The following is a 15,773-nucleotide window of genomic DNA, read 5'->3' as shown; positions in this document are numbered from 1 at the left end:
GGGCGCGGGCCGGCCGTGACCGCGGGGCCGGCGGCCGGGCGCGGCGAGGGTGCTCGGGAGCGCGTGCGACCAACAGGAACGCACAGACTCCGACAGGATCATTGCTTCGATTGTGTTCGGGTTCTAGGGTGACGGTGCCTCAGTAGCCGCACCGTCACCGCTAGTTGCCACGACGTCGCACACGATCCGACGCACCCTCAGCCCGTGCACGCCACGGTCGTCACGAGGAAGGCCACGGTCATGCCGCACCCGCACCCGCACCCGGACCCGCACACGTCCCGGCCCGCCCCCACCGGGCGGGCCCTCGTCAGCCGCCGCCGGCTTCTGGAGTCCTCGGCCGCCGTGCTCGGCGCCCTCGCCCTGTCCGGACCGCCGGGCCGCGCCTACGCCGCCGGCCCGGCGGACGCGGCGCCCGGGCAGCCGGAGTGGAACGGGCAGATGGACCTCTTCCAGGTCGGCACCGAGCCCCCGCACACCACGCTGATGCCGTACGCGAACGTCGCCCAGGCGCTCGCCGGCGACCGCACGAGATCGCCGTACCGGCTGAGCCTCGACGGCACGTGGAAGTTCGCGTACGCCGACCGCCCCGCCGACCGGGACGCCGACTTCCACCGCACCGACCTCGACGACCGCGGGTGGGAGACGATCCCCGTCCCGTCCGTCTGGCAGCTGCACGGCCACGACTTCCCCATCTACGTCAACATCACCTACCCCTACTGGGGCCCCAACGGCCTCGGCGAGGAGCCGCAGCCGCCGGCCGCGCCGACCCGCTACAACCCCGTCGGGCAGTACCGGCGCACCTTCACCGTCCCGCGCGCCTGGTCGGGCCGCCGTACGTTCCTGCACTTCGAGGGCGTCAAGTCCGCCCACTACGTGTGGATCAACGGCACCCTCGTCGGCTACCACGAGGACTCGTTCACCCCCGCCGAGTACGACATCACCGACCATCTGAAGCCGGGCACCAACCAGATCGCCGTCGAGGTCTACCGCTACTCCGACGGCGACTGGCTGGAGGACCAGGACATGATCCGGCTGAGCGGCATCTTCCGCTCGGTCTACCTGTACTCCACCCCGCCGGTGCATCTGCGCGACTTCAAGCTGGACACCCCGCTCGGCGACGGCTACCGCACCGCCGAGCTGTCGGTCACCGCGAGCGTACGGGCGTACGGCGACGCATCCGGTGGGCGGTATACCGTCGACACGATGCTGTACGACGCCGACGGTCACCCCGTCTGGCCCCGGCCGCTCGCGCAGTCCGCCGACGTCCCCGCCGGCGGCGAGAGCACCGTACAGGCCGCCCGGGCCGTCCCCGCGCCCCGCCTCTGGTCGGCCGAGGACCCCTACCTCTACACCGCCGTCCTGACGCTGCGCGACCCGGCCGGCCGGGTCACCGAGACCCTCTCGCACCGCGTCGGCCTGCGCGAGTTCGCGATCAGGGACGGCCTGATGCGCATCAACGGCAAGCCGGTCTCCTTCCGCGGCACCAACCGCCACGAGATGCACCCCGCCCGCGGCACCGCCCTCACACGCGCCGACATGATCGAGGACATCAAGATCATCAAGCGGATGAACATGAACTCGGTCCGCACCTCGCACTACCCGAACAACCCGCAGTGGCTCGAACTCGCCGACGCGTACGGCCTGTACCTGGTCGACGAGACCAACCTGGAGACCCACGGCATCCGCGGCCAGTACCCCGGCGACCACCCCGAGTGGACCGCCGCCTGCCTCGCCCGCGCGAAGAACATGGTGCACCGCGACAAGAACCACGCCTCGGTCGTCATCTGGTCCCTCGGCAACGAGGCCGGCGGCGGCAGCACCTTCGTCGCCATGCACGACTGGATCCGCTCCTACGACCCCACCCGCGTCATCCAGTACGAGGGCGACGACCGCCCCGCGATCAGCGACATCCGCTCCGCGATGTACGAGAGCCCCGCCCGCGTCGAGCAACGCGCCACGGACACCGCCGACACCCGGCCGTACGTCATGATCGAGTACTGCCACGCGATGGGGAACTCGAACGGCAACTTCAAGAAGTACTGGGACGTGATCCGCCGCCACGACGTCCTCCAGGGCGGCTGGATCTGGGACTTCGTCGACCAGTCCCTGAACTGGCCCACCCCGCCGCGCACCCTGCTCACCGAGACCGGCCCGCTCCGTCTGCGCGGCGAACTCCTCAACCCGGCAGGCACGTTCGACCCCGCGAAGGGCCTGTCCGGCGCGACCGTCTTCGCCCGCGACCCCGGCCTCGACCTCACCGGCTCGCTCACCCTGGAGGCGTGGATCACGCCCCACGTCACCGGATACCACCAGCCGATCCTCGCCAAGGGCGACACGCAGTACGCGCTGAAGCAGACCGACCGGACGCTGGAGTTCTTCATCCACGGCGGCGGCCAGTGGATCAGCGCGAGCTGGGCCACGCCCGCCGACTGGACCGGCACCGAGCACCACGTCGCCGGTGTCTTCGACGCGGACACGGGCACGCTCACCCTCCACGTCGACGGCGTGGTCAGGGCGACCCGCACCACCACCCGCCGGCCGGCCGTCACCACCGCCCCGCTCTCCCTCGGCGTCGACGCCGACACCATGACCCGCGAGTTCAGCGGCACCATCCGGCGGGCCGCCGTCCACGCCCGCGCGCTCACCGCCGCCGAACTCGCCGACCCCGGCCGCGGCCCCGGCGCCGACGGCGTCCGCTTCTGGTTCGACGCGGCCACCGCCGGCGTACGGCGCGAGCGCCCGAGGTCGAAGACCTTCCTCGCGTACGGCGGCGACTGGGGCGACAACCCCAACGACGGCAACTTCGTCGCCGACGGCATCGTCACCGCCGACCGCGGCCACACCGGCAAGGCCGCCGAGATCAAACGGATCTACCAGGCGGTCCACGCGACCCTCGCCGCCCGCGACGGCCGCACGGTCACCCTCACCAACGAGTACCTCTTCACCAACCTCCGCGACTTCAACGGCAGTTGGTCCCTGGTCGTCGACGGGAAGACGGTACGGAAGGGCAGGCTGACCCGGGACCAGCTGGACGTGCCGCCCCTGTCCCGCAAGGACGTCACCCTCCCCGTCCGGCTGCCCGCCGACCCCGCGCCCGGCGCCGAGTACTTCCTCGAACTGTCCTTCACCACCCGGGAGCCCACCCCCTGGGCCCCGGCCGGGTTCGAGATCGCCCGCGCGCAGCTCCCGCTCGACGCGAACAGCCCGGCCGTCACCCCCGTCCCGCTGGGGAGCGTCCCCGCCCTCCACCACGACGACACCGAGACCGCCGTCACCGTCACCGGCCCCGGCTTCTCCGTCACCGTCGACAAGCGCACCGGCGTCATCACCTCCTACGAGGCCGGCGGCGAGCCCCTGATCGTCTCCGGGCCCGCCCCGAACTTCTGGCGTGCCCCCACCGACAACGACCACGGCAACGGGCAGCACACCCGCAACCAGACCTGGCGTGACGCCGGTGCCCGCCGCACCGTCACCGCCACGGCCGTGCGGGCCCTGCGCGACCGCGCCGTGCGGATCGAGGTGGCGGGCACCCTGCCGACGACCACCGTCTCGACGTACACCACCGCCTACACCGTCTTCGGCAACGGCGAGATCCGCGTCGACCACACCCTGCACCCCGGCGCGCCGAACCTGCCGTACATCCCGGAGGTCGGCTCCCTGCTGCTCCTGCCCGCCCGGCTGGAGCACCTGCACTACTACGGGCGCGGCCCCGAGGAGAACTACTGGGACCGCAACGACGGCACCGACGTCGGCCTGTACTCCGGCACCGTCTCCGGCCAGTGGACGCCCTACATCCGCCCCCAGGAGAACGGCAACAAGACCGACGTGCGGTGGGCGGCCCTCACCGACGACCGCGGGCGGGGGCTCCTGGTCAGCGGGGAGCCGCTGATCGAGATCAACGCCTCCCACCTCACCCCCGAGGACCTCTCCCTCGGCGCCCGCCACGACTACCAGCTCGACCCGCGCGAGGAGGTCGTCCTGCGGGTCAACCACCGGCAGATGGGCGTCGGCGGCGACAACAGCTGGGGCGCGCACACCCACGACGAGTACAAGCTCTTCGCCGACCGCGACTACTCCTACACCTACCGGCTGCGGCCCCTCACCGACCTGGGGCAGGCGGCGGCGGCCTCACGCAGGCCGACGGCGGAGGAGTTCCCCGCGTAGGGCCCGGGGGCCTGGCGGGGGATCGGTGGCCGGTGTGGCGGGGACCCGGCACGAGCGGAACAATCGCATCGGAGCCGACCGCATCCCGCGTGCGGTCGGCGCCGACCGAAACCTGCCGAAAGGGAGAGAACCCCATGGCCGAGCCGGACGATCGCTTCGACGTCGTCGTTCTCGGCGCGGGCCCCGGCGGCTACGTCGCCGCGATCCGCGCCGCCCAGCTGGGCAAACGCGTCGCCGTCGTGGAGGAGAAGTACTGGGGCGGCGTCTGCCTGAACGTGGGCTGCATCCCCTCCAAGGCGCTGCTGCGCAACGCCGAGCTGGCGCACATCGTCACCAAGGAGGCGAAGACCTTCGGGATCAAGGTCGACGGGCAGGTGACCTTCGACTACGGCGAGGCGTTCCGGCGCAGCCGCAAGGTCGCGGACGGCCGCGTCAAGGGCGTCCACTACCTGATGAAGAAGAACAAGATCACCGAGTACGACGGCCGCGGCACCTTCCTCGACCCGCACACCCTGCAGATCGCCGGCTACGACGGCGAGACCCGCACCATCGGCTTCGACCACTGCATCATCGCCACCGGCGCCACCCCGCGGCTGCTGCCCGGCACCCGCCGCACCTCCCGCGTGGTGACGTACGAGGAGCAGATCCTCGCCGAGGACCTCCCGCGGTCCATCGTCATCGCGGGCGCCGGCGCGATCGGCGTCGAGTTCGGGTACGTCCTGCACAACTACGGCGTGAAGGTCACCATCGTCGAGTTCCTGGACCGGATGACCCCGCTGGAGGACGCCGAGGTCTCCGCCGAACTCGCCAAGCAGTACCGCCGGCTCGGCATCGACGTGCTCACCTCGACCCGGGTGGACGCCATCGACGAGTCCGGCCCGCAGGTCCGGGTCACCGTCACCGGCAAGGACGGCTCCCAGCAGGTCCTGGAGGCCGACAAGGTGCTCCAGGCCATCGGCTTCCAGCCGAACGTCGAGGGCTACGGCCTGGACAAGACCGGCGTGCAGCTCACCGAGCGCGGCGCGATCGCCGTCGACGGCCGCTGCCGCACCAGCGTCCCGCACCTGTACGCCATCGGCGACGTCACGGCGAAGCTGATGCTCGCGCACGCCGCCGAGGCGATGGGCATCGTGGCCGCGGAGACCATCGCGGGCGCGGAGACCATGGAGCTGGACTACGCGATGATCCCGCGCGCCACCTACTGCCAGCCGCAGATCGCCAGCTTCGGCTACACCGAGGAACAGGCCCGCGACCTCGGCTACGACGTGCAGGTGGCGAAGTTCCCGTTCACCGCCAACGGCAAGGCGCACGGCCTCGGCGACTCCACCGGCTTCGTGAAGCTGATCAGCGACGCGAAGTACGGCGAGCTGATCGGCGGCCACCTCATCGGCCCCGACGTCACCGAGCTGCTGCCCGAGCTGACGCTGGCCCAGCAGTGGGACCTGACGGTCCATGAGGTCGCCCGCAACGTCCACGCCCACCCGACGCTGGGCGAGGCGGTGAAGGAGGCGGTCCACGGCCTGGCCGGTCACATGATCAACTTCTAGGCCCTTCGCTCCGGCGGCCGGTGCCCTCCCGCCAGGGCGAGCACCGGCCCGAGGGCCAGCAGGACGGCGAGGGCGGCGTACCCGTAGGCCAGGGTCGCCGCCGACGCCACCCCCGCGACGAGCAGCGGGCCGCCCGCGTCGCCGAGTTCCCGCCCCAGCTCGGCCGCGCCCATGGTCTGCCCCAGCCGCTCCGGCGGTGTACCGGCGGCCAGCGCGGCGAACCCCAGCGGGGTGATCAGACCGGTGCCGGCGCCGGTCAGCGCGGCCGCGAGCAGCACCCCCGCGAGGCCCGGCAGCGTCGCGCACGCCAGCCCGGCCGCCGCCAGCAGCAGCCCCGCGCCGAGCCCGGTCCGGGTGCGCAGCCGCCCGGCGTCCAGCGCCCGCCCGGCCCGCGGCTGGACCACCGCCGCGCACGCGGCCAGCACCGACACCGCCGCCCCCGTGGCCACCGGGCCGAGCCCGGCCGCCCGGCCCGACACCGGCAGGAAACCCACCCCCACCGACAGCGCGGCCGTCGCCCCCGCCAGGGCCGCCGCCGGCACCAGGAACACCGGGTCGGCGAGCCGCCGCGCGAGATCCAGCACGGTCTGCCGCACCTTCGGCAGGGGCGGTACGGCGGGTACGGCCGCCCACGCCCAGCAGGCGACGCCCGCGCCGAGCACCGCGAGCACCCCGAACAGCAGCCGCAGACCGCCGGCCCACACCAGCAGTCCGCCGAGCAAGGGGCCGAGCGTGTAGCCGACCGACTTGCAGAAGCCGTACCCGCCGAAGGCGCGCCCCTGCCGGGCCGCCGGGTTCAGCCGGGACACCAGCGCCGAGGCGGCGGGGGAGAAGGCGGAGGCCGCCGCGCCCTGGCCGAGCCGGGCCGCCCACAGCCAGCCGGTGCGGTCGGCGGCGACGTACAGCGCCGAGGCGGCGGCGAAGGCGACCAGGCCGCCGAGCAGCACCGGGCGCGCCCCGACCCGGTCGGCGAGCGTGCCGAACACCGGCTTCAGCAGCACCTCCGCCCCGTCGTACAGGGCCAGCAGCCCGCCGAGGACCAGCAGCGAGGTCACCGCGTCCGGGTCGGACGCGCCGAGGTTCGCCGCGATGCCGTGCGCCCCGAAGGCGGTGGTGAAACCGGCGGCGTACAGCGGCCACATCACCCCGCGGTGTGCCGGGTCACTCGGCGGTGGCGTCACTGATCCCCAGCCGCAGGTGCTCCACGTGGTACACCGCCTGGTCGAGGAGTTCGGCGACGTGGTGGTCGTGCAGCGCGTACACCACCGACCGGCCGCGCCGCTCGCCGACCACCAGGCCGAGGTTGCGCAGCAGCCGCAGCTGGTGCGAGCAGGCCGACTGCTCCATGCCGACCTCGGCCGCCAACTCGGTGGCGGGCAGCGAGCCTTCGCGCAGCCGCGCCAGGATCAGCAGCCGGGAGGGGGTGGACAGGGCCTGGAGGGTGGTGGCCACCTTGGCGACGTTGTCCGCGTCGAGACGGACCCGGTCGGCGGCGGTGGTGGTGACGGCTCCATGACCCATGGCCGTATCTTACCCACGACGTATGAACAGATGAATGGGTCTTCATGTGTTCCTGTATCGTGGCCCGGGTGTCAGCGACTCTTGCCCCCGCACCCAGCCCGTCCCCCGCCCGGCCGGCACCGCACCGCCGTACCCGTCTGCTCGCCCTGCCCGAGATGCGCTGGGCGCTCGCGGCCACGGTCGCCTTCCTGCTCGCCCTGGTGTCGGATGTCGCCGGTATGCCGGTGTGGGTCCACGGGATCCTGTATGCGGTCGCCTATCTCGCGGGCGGCTGGGAACCGGCCCTCGAAGGCCTGCGCGCCCTGCGCGGGAAGACCCTCGACGTCGACCTGCTGATGATCGTCGCCGCGCTCGGCGCCGCCGCGATCGGGCAGGTCCTCGACGGCGCCCTGCTCATCGTCATCTTCGCCACCTCCGGCGCCCTGGAGGCGCTGGCCACGGCCCGCACCGCGGACTCCGTGCGCGGGCTGCTCGACCTCGCGCCCGCCACCGCGACCCGGCTCACCTCGCGAGGCGGCGAGGAGACCGTCCCCACCGACGCCCTCGCCGTCGGTGACGTGCTGCTGGTCCGCCCCGGGGAGCGCATCGGCGCCGACGGCACCGTCCTGGACGGGCTGAGCGAGGCCGACCAGGCGAGCATCACCGGCGAACCGCTCCCCGTCGTCAAGCGCCCCGGCGACGAGGTCTTCGCCGGCACCCTCAACGGCACCGGCGCCCTGCGCGTCCGCGTCGACCGCGACCCCGCCGACTCGGTCATCGCCCGCATCGTCACCCTCGTCGAGGAGGCCTCCCGCACCAAGGCGCCCACCCAGCTGTTCATCGAGAAGATCGAGCAGCGCTACGCGGTCGGCGTGGTCGCCGCCACCCTCGCCGTCTTCGGCGTCCCGCTCGCCCTCGGCGAGGCCCTCACCGACGCCCTGCTGCGCGCGATGACCTTCATGATCGTCGCCTCGCCGTGCGCGGTCGTCCTGGCCACCATGCCGCCGCTGCTGTCGGCGATCGCCAACGCCGGCCGGCACGGCGTCCTCGTCAAGTCCGCCGTCGCCATGGAACGCCTCGCCGAGACCGACACCGCCGCCCTCGACAAGACCGGCACCCTCACCGAGGGCGCCCCCGAGGTGACGGCCGTGACCCCCCGGCCGGACTCCGGGCTCGACGCGGACGCGCTCCTCGCGCTCGCCGCGGCGGCCGAGCACCCCAGCGAACACCCGCTGGCCCGCGCGATCGTCGCCACCGCCCGCGCCCAGGGCCTGCCCGTCGCCCCCGCCGGCGACTTCACCGCCACCCCGGGACGCGGCGTCAGCGCCCTCGTCGACGGGCACCGCGTCACCGTCGGCCGCGACGAGAGCGGGGGTGCGTCGCAGGGCGGCACCGTCGTCCTCGTCACCCGCGACGAGACGCCGGTCGGCACCCTCACCCTCACCGACCGTCTCCGCCCCGACGCCCCCGCCACCACCGCCGCGCTCACCGCCCTGACCGGCACCGCCCCCGTCCTGCTCACCGGCGACCACGCGGGGGCCGCCGCCCTGGTGGCCGACGCCACCGGCCTCACCGACGTCCGCGCCGGACTGCTCCCCGAGGACAAGGCGAACGCCGTACGCGACCTCCAGCGCGCCGGCCGCACGGTGCTCTTCGTCGGCGACGGCGTCAACGACGCCCCCGCGCTCGCCGCCGCCCACTCCGGCATCGCGATGGGCCGGGCCGGCTCCGACCTCGCCCTGGAGACCGCCGACGCCGTCGTGGTCCGCGACGAGCTGACCGCCGTACCGGCCGTGGTACGGCTGTCCCGGGCCGCCCGCCGCCTCGTCGTGCAGAACCTCGTCATCGCCGGGGCGTTCATCACCGGCCTCGTCCTGTGGGACCTGATCGGGCACCTGCCGCTGCCGCTCGGCGTCGCCGGCCACGAGGGCTCGACCGTCCTGGTCGGCCTCAACGGACTCCGGCTGCTGCGGCGAAGCGCCTGGCGGCAGAGCGCCGCGTGATCCGGGCCGTCGCAGGCCGGCGGACGTTGACGTCGGATTCCCGCCAGCCTCCGCCCCGCCGCTGCACCATGCTGGAGCCATGCAGAACGGGATGCACACCGATCGGGAGCGCTGCGTGCGCGCCGTCCAGTCCAAGGACGCGCGCTTCGACGGCTGGTTCTTCACCGCCGTCCTGACCACCGGCATCTACTGCCGGCCCAGCTGCCCGGTCGTGCCGCCGAAGCCCGAGAACATGGTCTTCCAGCCCAGCGCCGCCGCCTGCCAGCAGGCCGGGTTCCGGGCGTGCAAGCGCTGCCGGCCCGACACCAGCCCCGGCTCCCCCGAGTGGAACCGGCGCGCCGACCTCGTCGCCCGCGCCATGCGGCTGATCGCCGACGGCATCGTCGACCGCGAGGGGGTGCCCGGCCTCGCCTCCCGGCTCGGCTACAGCGCCCGGCAGATCGAACGCCAGCTCCTCGCCGAACTCGGCGCGGGCCCGCTCGCCCTGGCCCGCGCCCAGCGCGCCCAGACCGCCCGGCTGCTCATCGAGACGACGCCGCTGCCGATGGCGGACATCGCGTTCGCCGCCGGGTTCTCCTCCATCCGCACCTTCAACGACACCGTCCGCGAGGTCTTCGCCCTCACCCCGACCGACCTGCGCGCCCGCACCCCCCGGACGGCCGCGGCCGGCCCCGCCTCCGGCGCGCTGACCCTGCGGCTGCCCTTCCGCGCCCCGCTCAACCCCGACAACCTCTTCGGCCACCTCGCCGCCACCGCCGTCCCCGGTGTGGAGGAGTGGCGGGACGGCGCCTACCGGCGCACGCTGCGGCTGCCCTACGGGCACGGCGTTGTCGCCCTCACCCCCACCCCCGACCACATCGCCTGCCGGCTCACCCTCAGCGACCTGCGCGACCTCACCGTCGCGATCAGCCGCTGCCGCCGCATGCTCGACCTCGACGCCGACCCCGTCGCCGTCGACGACCAGCTGCGCACCGACCCGCTGCTCGCCCCGCTGGTCGACAAGGCGCCAGGCCGGCGTGTGCCGCGCACCGCCGACGAGGCCGAGTTCGCCGTCCGCGCCGTCCTCGGCCAGCAGGTCTCCACCGCCGCCGCCCGCACCCACGCGGCCCGCCTGGTCACCGCGCACGGCGACCCGGTCGACGACCCGGAGGGCGGCCTCACCCACCTCTTCCCGGCCCCCGCCGCGCTCGCCGCCCTCGACCCGGAGACCCTGGCGATGCCGCGCACCCGCCGCACCACCTTCACCACCCTGGTCTCCCGGCTGGCCGACGGTTCGCTCCACCTGGGCGCAGACAGCGACTGGGCCGAGGCCCGCGCGCGCCTCGCCGGGCTGCCCGGGTTCGGCCCCTGGACGGTCGACGTCATCGCCATGCGCGCCCTCGGCGACCCCGACGCCTTCCTCCCCACCGACCTCGGCATCCGCCGCGCCGCACAGCAACTCGGCCTGCCCTCCACCCCGGCCGCGCTCACCGCCCGCGCGGCGGCCTGGCGGCCCTGGCGGGCGTACGCCGTGCAGTACCTGTGGGCGACGGACGACCACCCGATCAACTTCCTCCCGGTATGAGCCCTTTGAAGGACACCTCCATGAAGCAGCACACCGTGATCGACAGCCCGTACGGCCCCCTCACCCTCGTCGCCGAGGACGGCGTCCTGTGCGGGCTGTACATGACCGACCAGCGGCACCGCCCGCCCGAGGAGAGCTTCGGCACACCGGACGAGACCCCCTTCGCCGAGGCGGAGGAACAGCTGGAGGCCTACTTCGCGGGCGAGTTGAAGGAGTTCACCCTCGAACTGCGCCTGAACGGCACGCCGTTCCAGCGCCGCGTCTGGGACCGGCTGCGCACCATCCCCTACGGCGAGCGGTGCACCTACGGCGAACTCGCCGCCGCCCTCGGCAACCCCGCCGCCTCCCGCGCCGTCGGCCTCGCCAACGGAAAGAACCCCATCGGCATCATCGTCCCCTGTCACCGCGTCGTCGGCGCCGACGGCAGCCTCACCGGCTACGGCGGCGGGCTGGAGCGCAAGCAGCGGCTGCTGGACTTCGAGACGGGCACGGCCCTGTTCGCCGTCTGAGGTCCCGTGCCACCGGCGCTAGTCGCCGACGGCCAGACCGACGATCAGGAGCACCACGAAGATCGCGTAGCCGATGCAGCCGAGGATGCCCGTCACCAGGCCGGCGATCGCCATCCCGTCCCCGCGCTGGCCGCTCTGCCGGATCTCGCCGCGCGCCTTCACCCCCAGCACGACCGCGATGGGGCCGGTGACGATGCCGACGAACGGCACGACGAGGGAGACGATCCCGGTCACCAGGGAGCCGATCGCCTTGCCGTTGGTCGGCTGCTGGGCGGGGTAGGGAGGGTACTGCGCATAGGGGCCCGGCTGCCCCGGCGGCGGGTACGGCTGCGAGGCGTACGGATTGCGGGGATCCCTCGGCGGTTCGGTGCTGCTCATGACGGATGCCTCTCCCTGTGCCGTGTCCACATCTCCCCCTCGCGCACACGGCCGGGCATCCAGGACCTGCTTCCAGAATCACCCCCGCACCGGGGACCGGCAAACCGGGACGGGGGCGCACGGGTCTAGCCGCTCAGCCCGCGCAGCAGGCGGGGCAGGGCCGTGCCGATGGGCTCGCGGATCACCTCGTCGGCGATCTCGTCGTACGGCGTCGGCTCGGCGTTGACGATGACGAGCCGGGCGCCGTGGTCGGCGGCGACGCCCGCGAGGCCGGCCGCGGGCTGCACCTGGAGACTGGTGCCGACGGCGATGAACACCTGGCACGCCTTGGTGATCGCGACGGCCTCGCCGAGGACGACCGGGTCCAGCCGCTCGCCGAACATCACCGTCGCCGGCTTCAGCACGCCGCCGCACTCCGGACAGGGCGGATCGTCCTCCCCGGCCTCGACCCGGGCGAGAGCGTCCTCCATGGAACCGCGCGCATGACAGCGCGTGCACACCACGGCCCGTGCGGTGCCGTGCAGTTCGAGCACCTTGCGGGCGGGCATCCCGGCCAGCTGGTGCAGCCCGTCCACGTTCTGCGTGATCACCCGGACCGGCACCCCGGACCGCTCCAGCTCGGCCACCGCCCGGTGCGCGGCGTTCGGCTCGGCCCCCAGGGCGCCGGTGCGCAGCCGCATGAGCCACGACCGGCGGCGGATCTCCGGATCGGCCATGTAGAAGTCGTACGTCACGAGCTTCTCCGCCTCCGGATCCTGCCGCCACAGCCCGTTGGGGCCGCGGTAGTCGGGGATCCCGGAGTCGGTCGAGATGCCGGCGCCGCTGAGGACGGCGACGAGGGGCTTGGTCATGCAGCCGAGAGTAGGCGGCGGGCTCCGGGCGGGCGAACGGATATCCGTACGGCGCCCGGAGCGACCGGTGTAGGGTCCCGCCCATGGCCAAGGTGACCGTCTCGCTCGATGCCGACCTCGTCGTGGAAGTCATGGTGCTCGCCGGCGTCGGCAGCCCGCAGGACGCGGTCGAACTCGTCGTCCGCGACTACATCGCCCGCGGCCACCGCACCGAGGCCCGCACCGCCGCCCGCGAGGAGGAACTGCGCGCGGTGGAGCTCAAGCCCCGCGAGGAGGGCTGACGCCAGCCCGCGTCACCTCGGGCACGGGCGGGTCAGCCCACCCGTTCCCCGTTCTCCAGCTCCGCCGTGCCCGTGCCGTCCTCCAGGACGTCCAGCGCGGCCAGCACCCGGCGGCCCAGGGCGCCCGGCAGATGGGCGGTCAGCTCCCCGCGCGGGACCAGGCGCCAGGACAGCAGCTCCTCCTCCTGCAGCCGGATCGCCTTCAGCTCGTCCTCGCCGAGCACCCCGCCGTCGTACAGGTACGCCACCAGCGGCGGGCGTCCCGGCCCGCGCACCCAGTCCACGGCCAGCAGCCGCCCGAGCGGACGGTCCAGGCCGATCTCCTCCAGCGTCTCCCGGCGCGCGCCCTCGCGCGGCGTCTCCCCGTCGTCGGACTCGATGGTGCCGCCCGGCAGCGCCCAGCCCTCCCGGTAGTTCGGCTCGACGAGCAGCACCCGGCCCTCGGCGTCCCGGAACAGGGCGGCGGCCCCGGCGAGCACGCGGGGGAGGGAGGCGATGTAGGCGGCGAAGTCAGCTGTGGTCATCCCGGAAGGGTATCCAGCCCGGGCCCGAGCACATCCGTTTCCGCCAGGCGCAGGGTGCGCTCGGCCAGCGCACTGATGCGCACCCCGTCGAAGCCGAACACCGCGCTGCGGACCGTGTCGTGCAGCGGCTCCGTCCACTGGGCGGGGATCGCCTCCGCGCCGGTCAGCACCCCGGCCACCGAGCCGGCCGTCGCGCCGTTGGAGTCGGTGTCCAGGCCACCGCGGACGGTGAGCGCGATGGTCCGCGTGAAGTCGCCGTCGCCGTACAGCAGCCCGGCGGTGAGCACGGCCGCGTTCGGCACGGTGTGGATCCAGCCGAGGCCCGCCGTCTCCTCGGCGAGCGTCGTCAGCGTGTCCTCCCAGGGCAGGCGGGCGTCGTGCAGGGAGACCACCCTTCGCACGGTGCGGGCGAGGCGGCTGCTCGCCGGGACGACGGTCAGGGCCGTGTCGAGGGCGTGCCGGACGGTCGGCGCCGTGAACGCCGCCGCGATCAGCGCCGCCGCCCACATCGCGCCGTACACGCCGTTGCCGGTGTGCGACAGCACCGCGTCCCGGCGGGCCAGGCCGGCCGCGCGGCGCGGGGCGCCGGGACAGGTCCAGCCGTAGACGTCGGCGCGGATCAGCGCGCCGATCCACTCCTGGTACGGGTTGTCGTACGTCGCCGTCAGCGGCGGCTTCAGCCCGTTCGCGAGGTTGCGGTAGGCGGCCCGCTCCGCCGTGAACGTCTGCAGGTACGGCAGCCGCAGCAGCCACAGGTCGCCGACCTGCTCGGTGCTGAAGCCGAAGCCGTGGGTCTCCAGCAGGTGCAGGCCGAGGATCGCGTAGTCGACGTCGTCGTCGCGGCAGCTGCCGTCGATGCGGCCGCGCACGCACTGCCGCCACTCGGGACGCAGCGGCGGGTCGCCGTCGTGGCCGGGGGGCGGCTCGGGGAGGTAGTCGGTGAGCGGGAGCGCGCCGGCCCGCCGCAGGTAGCGGTCGATGCGGTCGCGGGTCCACACCTCGCCCTGCTCGACCGGCTTGCCGAGCATGTTGCCCGCGATCCGGCCGAGCCAGCCGCCGAGGACGCGGTCGGCGAGGTCCGGTGCCGCCTCCGGCCGGTGCGTGGTGCCCGTCGTGCCCACTGTGGTCATGGGACCGGTGTACCCGTTTCCGGGGGTGACGCGCCTGTGTCCGAGGGGGTGAACGGCTGTCCACGCTGCGGGCGGGGCATGACGGCGTGGGCGGTCTCCGGTTAAGGTCACAGCGGCGCGACTGGCCCTGACGTGCGTCGGGGCCCGGAGAGCAAGGGGATAGCAAGGTGGCGGACGCTGCTGTGCACAGCACCCGGCGGGTGCTCGTTGCCGCGGACAAGTTCAAGGGCTCGCTGACGGCGGTCGAGGTCGCCCAGCGGGTGACGGCCGGGCTGCGGCTGGTCGTGCCGGACATCGAGGTGGAGGCGCTGCCCGTCGCCGACGGCGGCGACGGCACGGTCGACGCGGCGGTCGCGGCCGGGTTCGAGCGCCGGGAGGTACGGGTCGCGGGCCCGCTCGGCGAGGAGGTGACCGCGGCGTTCGCGCTGCGCGGTGACACCGCGGTCGTGGAGATGGCCGAGGCCAGCGGACTGCAGCGGCTGCCGGCCGGCGTCTTCGCGCCGCTCACGGCCTCCACGTACGGCTCCGGTGAGCTGCTGCGCGCCGCGCTGGACGCCGGCGCGCGCACCCTCGTCTTCGGCGTCGGCGGCAGCGCCACCACCGACGGCGGCGCCGGGATGCTCGCCGCGCTCGGCGCGCGGCTCCTGGACGCGCACGGCGAGCCGGTGCCGCCGGGCGGCGGCGGGCTGGCCGAGCTGGCCTCCGCGGACCTGTCCGGGCTGGACCCGCGGCTGGCCGAGGTCGAGCTGGTGCTGGCCAGCGACGTCGACAACCCGCTGACCGGCCCCAAGGGCGCCCCGGCGGTCTACGGCCCGCAGAAGGGCGCCTCCCCGGACGACGTGGCGGCGCTGGACGCGGCCCTCGCCCACTACGCCAAGGTCCTGGAGACGGCGGCCGGCCCGAAGGCCGCGGAGTACGCGGCGTCGCCGGGCGCGGGCGCCGCGGGCGGCATCGGGTACGGCGCGCTGCTGCTCGGCGCCCGGTTCCGGCCCGGCATCGAGGTGATGCTCGACGTGCTGGGCTTCGCCCCGGCGCTGGAGCGGGCCCAGCTGGTGATCACCGGGGAGGGTTCGCTCGACGAGCAGACCCTGCACGGCAAGGCCCCGGCGGGCGTCGCCGCGGCGGCCCGGGCCGCGGACAAGGAGGTCGTCGCGGTGTGCGGGCGGCTGGCGCTGGCGCCGGAGGTGCTGGGCCGGGCCGGGATCCGGCGCGCGTACGCGCTGACCGACCTGGAGCCGGACGTGGCGCTGTGCATCGCGGAGGCGGGCCCCATCCTGGAGCGGGTCGCCGCGCGCATCGCCCGGGACTTCCTGAGCTGACCC

The 15,773-nt window shown here is 74.1% G+C and carries 13 protein-coding genes; 7 read left to right on the top strand and 6 right to left on the bottom strand.

All coding sequences use genetic code 11. The features are described 5' to 3' along the window. Positions 1-240: 240 nt before the first annotated feature. On the top strand, positions 241-4,164 hold the full coding sequence (locus IE308_RS06445; protein WP_190217386.1) for a glycoside hydrolase family 2 TIM barrel-domain containing protein: 3,924 nt from the start codon (positions 241-243) through the stop codon (positions 4,162-4,164). Positions 4,165-4,298: 134 nt separating this feature from the next. Beyond that, the gene (lpdA, locus tag IE308_RS06440) at positions 4,299-5,711 is read left to right on the top strand and encodes a dihydrolipoyl dehydrogenase (RefSeq protein ID WP_190216939.1); all 1,413 of its coding nucleotides are present in this window, start codon (positions 4,299-4,301) and stop codon (positions 5,709-5,711) included. Here the strand turns inward: lpdA and IE308_RS06435 are convergent. Both IE308_RS06435 and IE308_RS06430 read right to left on the bottom strand, forming a co-directional pair. Further along, positions 5,708-6,853 carry an MFS transporter gene (locus IE308_RS06435; RefSeq protein ID WP_190216938.1) on the bottom strand — a complete coding sequence of 382 codons (1,146 nt, stop codon included), beginning with the start codon at positions 6,851-6,853 and terminating at the stop codon, positions 5,708-5,710. The two genes, lpdA and IE308_RS06435, sit on opposite strands and share 4 nt — an antisense overlap. A gap of 19 nt (positions 6,854-6,872) precedes the next feature. Further along, positions 6,873-7,232, bottom strand: coding sequence for an ArsR/SmtB family transcription factor (locus IE308_RS06430; protein WP_190216937.1), 360 nt, complete (start codon positions 7,230-7,232; stop codon positions 6,873-6,875). A gap of 44 nt (positions 7,233-7,276) precedes the next feature. Between IE308_RS06430 and IE308_RS06425 the strand changes: the two genes are divergently transcribed. The 3 genes from IE308_RS06425 to IE308_RS06415 all read left to right on the top strand — a co-directional run bounded on the left by IE308_RS06425 (position 7,277) and on the right by IE308_RS06415 (position 11,287). Further along, the gene (locus IE308_RS06425) at positions 7,277-9,214 is read left to right on the top strand and encodes a heavy metal translocating P-type ATPase (protein WP_190216936.1); all 1,938 of its coding nucleotides are present in this window, start codon (positions 7,277-7,279) and stop codon (positions 9,212-9,214) included. A gap of 79 nt (positions 9,215-9,293) precedes the next feature. Then, positions 9,294-10,778 (top strand): DNA-3-methyladenine glycosylase 2 family protein, encoded by a 1,485-nt coding sequence (locus tag IE308_RS06420; protein WP_308440076.1) that lies wholly within the window; start codon positions 9,294-9,296, stop codon positions 10,776-10,778. Between the two features lie 20 nt (positions 10,779-10,798). Next, on the top strand, positions 10,799-11,287 hold the full coding sequence (locus tag IE308_RS06415; protein WP_190216935.1) for a methylated-DNA--[protein]-cysteine S-methyltransferase: 489 nt from the start codon (positions 10,799-10,801) through the stop codon (positions 11,285-11,287). Positions 11,288-11,305: 18 nt separating this feature from the next. On the opposite strand, the gene IE308_RS06410 is transcribed toward IE308_RS06415, so the two are convergent. Both IE308_RS06410 and IE308_RS06405 read right to left on the bottom strand, forming a co-directional pair. Continuing rightward, a complete protein-coding gene (locus tag IE308_RS06410; protein ID WP_190216934.1) occupies positions 11,306-11,665 on the bottom strand; it encodes a DUF4190 domain-containing protein in 360 nt (119 codons plus the stop codon). A 125-nt stretch (positions 11,666-11,790) separates the two neighbouring features. Continuing rightward, positions 11,791-12,516: an SIR2 family NAD-dependent protein deacylase gene (locus tag IE308_RS06405; protein ID WP_190216933.1), complete on the bottom strand. Its 726-nt coding sequence runs from the start codon at positions 12,514-12,516 to the stop codon at positions 11,791-11,793. A gap of 83 nt (positions 12,517-12,599) precedes the next feature. On the opposite strand from IE308_RS06405, the gene IE308_RS06400 reads away from it, so the two are divergent. Next, positions 12,600-12,797, top strand: a complete 198-nt coding sequence (locus tag IE308_RS06400; RefSeq protein ID WP_110632748.1) for a type II toxin-antitoxin system VapB family antitoxin — start codon at positions 12,600-12,602, stop codon at positions 12,795-12,797. Between the two features lie 32 nt (positions 12,798-12,829). On the opposite strand, the gene IE308_RS06395 is transcribed toward IE308_RS06400, so the two are convergent. Both IE308_RS06395 and IE308_RS06390 read right to left on the bottom strand, forming a co-directional pair. Further along, positions 12,830-13,321 carry an NUDIX domain-containing protein gene (locus tag IE308_RS06395; RefSeq protein WP_190216932.1) on the bottom strand — a complete coding sequence of 164 codons (492 nt, stop codon included), beginning with the start codon at positions 13,319-13,321 and terminating at the stop codon, positions 12,830-12,832. Then, on the bottom strand, positions 13,318-14,451 hold the full coding sequence (locus tag IE308_RS06390) for an ADP-ribosylglycohydrolase family protein (RefSeq protein WP_190216931.1): 1,134 nt from the start codon (positions 14,449-14,451) through the stop codon (positions 13,318-13,320). The genes IE308_RS06395 and IE308_RS06390 overlap by 4 nt, the downstream gene beginning before the upstream one ends. A 167-nt stretch (positions 14,452-14,618) precedes the next feature. Between IE308_RS06390 and IE308_RS06385 the strand changes: the two genes are divergently transcribed. Beyond that, positions 14,619-15,770: a glycerate kinase gene (locus IE308_RS06385; RefSeq protein WP_229908717.1), complete on the top strand. Its 1,152-nt coding sequence runs from the start codon at positions 14,619-14,621 to the stop codon at positions 15,768-15,770. Positions 15,771-15,773: the final 3 nt, after the last annotated feature.

The sequence above is a fragment of the Streptomyces griseosporeus genome, assembly GCF_014656055.1.
GTDB classification, from domain to species: domain Bacteria; phylum Actinomycetota; class Actinomycetes; order Streptomycetales; family Streptomycetaceae; genus Streptomyces; species Streptomyces griseosporeus.
Note: the sequence above shows the minus strand (reverse complement) of the source record. Positions and strands in the feature narration are given on the sequence as shown.

Bases quoted from the DNA above. Each gene is read 5' to 3' on its own strand.
- lpdA (WP_190216939.1), top strand. From the start codon at position 4,299: ATGGCCGAGCCGGACGATCGCTTCGACGTCGTCGTTCTCGGCGCGGGC.
- IE308_RS06445 (WP_190217386.1), top strand. From the start codon at position 241: ATGCCGCACCCGCACCCGCACCCGGACCCGCACACGTCCCGGCCCGCC.
- IE308_RS06395 (WP_190216932.1), bottom strand. From the start codon at position 13,321: ATGACCACAGCTGACTTCGCCGCCTACATCGCCTCCCTCCCCCGCGTG.
- IE308_RS06430 (WP_190216937.1), bottom strand. From the start codon at position 7,232: ATGGGTCATGGAGCCGTCACCACCACCGCCGCCGACCGGGTCCGTCTC.
- IE308_RS06400 (WP_110632748.1), top strand. From the start codon at position 12,600: ATGGCCAAGGTGACCGTCTCGCTCGATGCCGACCTCGTCGTGGAAGTC.
- IE308_RS06410 (WP_190216934.1), bottom strand. From the start codon at position 11,665: ATGAGCAGCACCGAACCGCCGAGGGATCCCCGCAATCCGTACGCCTCG.
- IE308_RS06435 (WP_190216938.1), bottom strand. From the start codon at position 6,853: ATGTGGCCGCTGTACGCCGCCGGTTTCACCACCGCCTTCGGGGCGCAC.
- IE308_RS06415 (WP_190216935.1), top strand. From the start codon at position 10,799: ATGAAGCAGCACACCGTGATCGACAGCCCGTACGGCCCCCTCACCCTC.
- IE308_RS06390 (WP_190216931.1), bottom strand. From the start codon at position 14,451: ATGACCACAGTGGGCACGACGGGCACCACGCACCGGCCGGAGGCGGCA.
- IE308_RS06405 (WP_190216933.1), bottom strand. From the start codon at position 12,516: ATGACCAAGCCCCTCGTCGCCGTCCTCAGCGGCGCCGGCATCTCGACC.
- IE308_RS06425 (WP_190216936.1), top strand. From the start codon at position 7,277: ATGTGTTCCTGTATCGTGGCCCGGGTGTCAGCGACTCTTGCCCCCGCA.
- IE308_RS06420 (WP_308440076.1), top strand. From the start codon at position 9,294: ATGCAGAACGGGATGCACACCGATCGGGAGCGCTGCGTGCGCGCCGTC.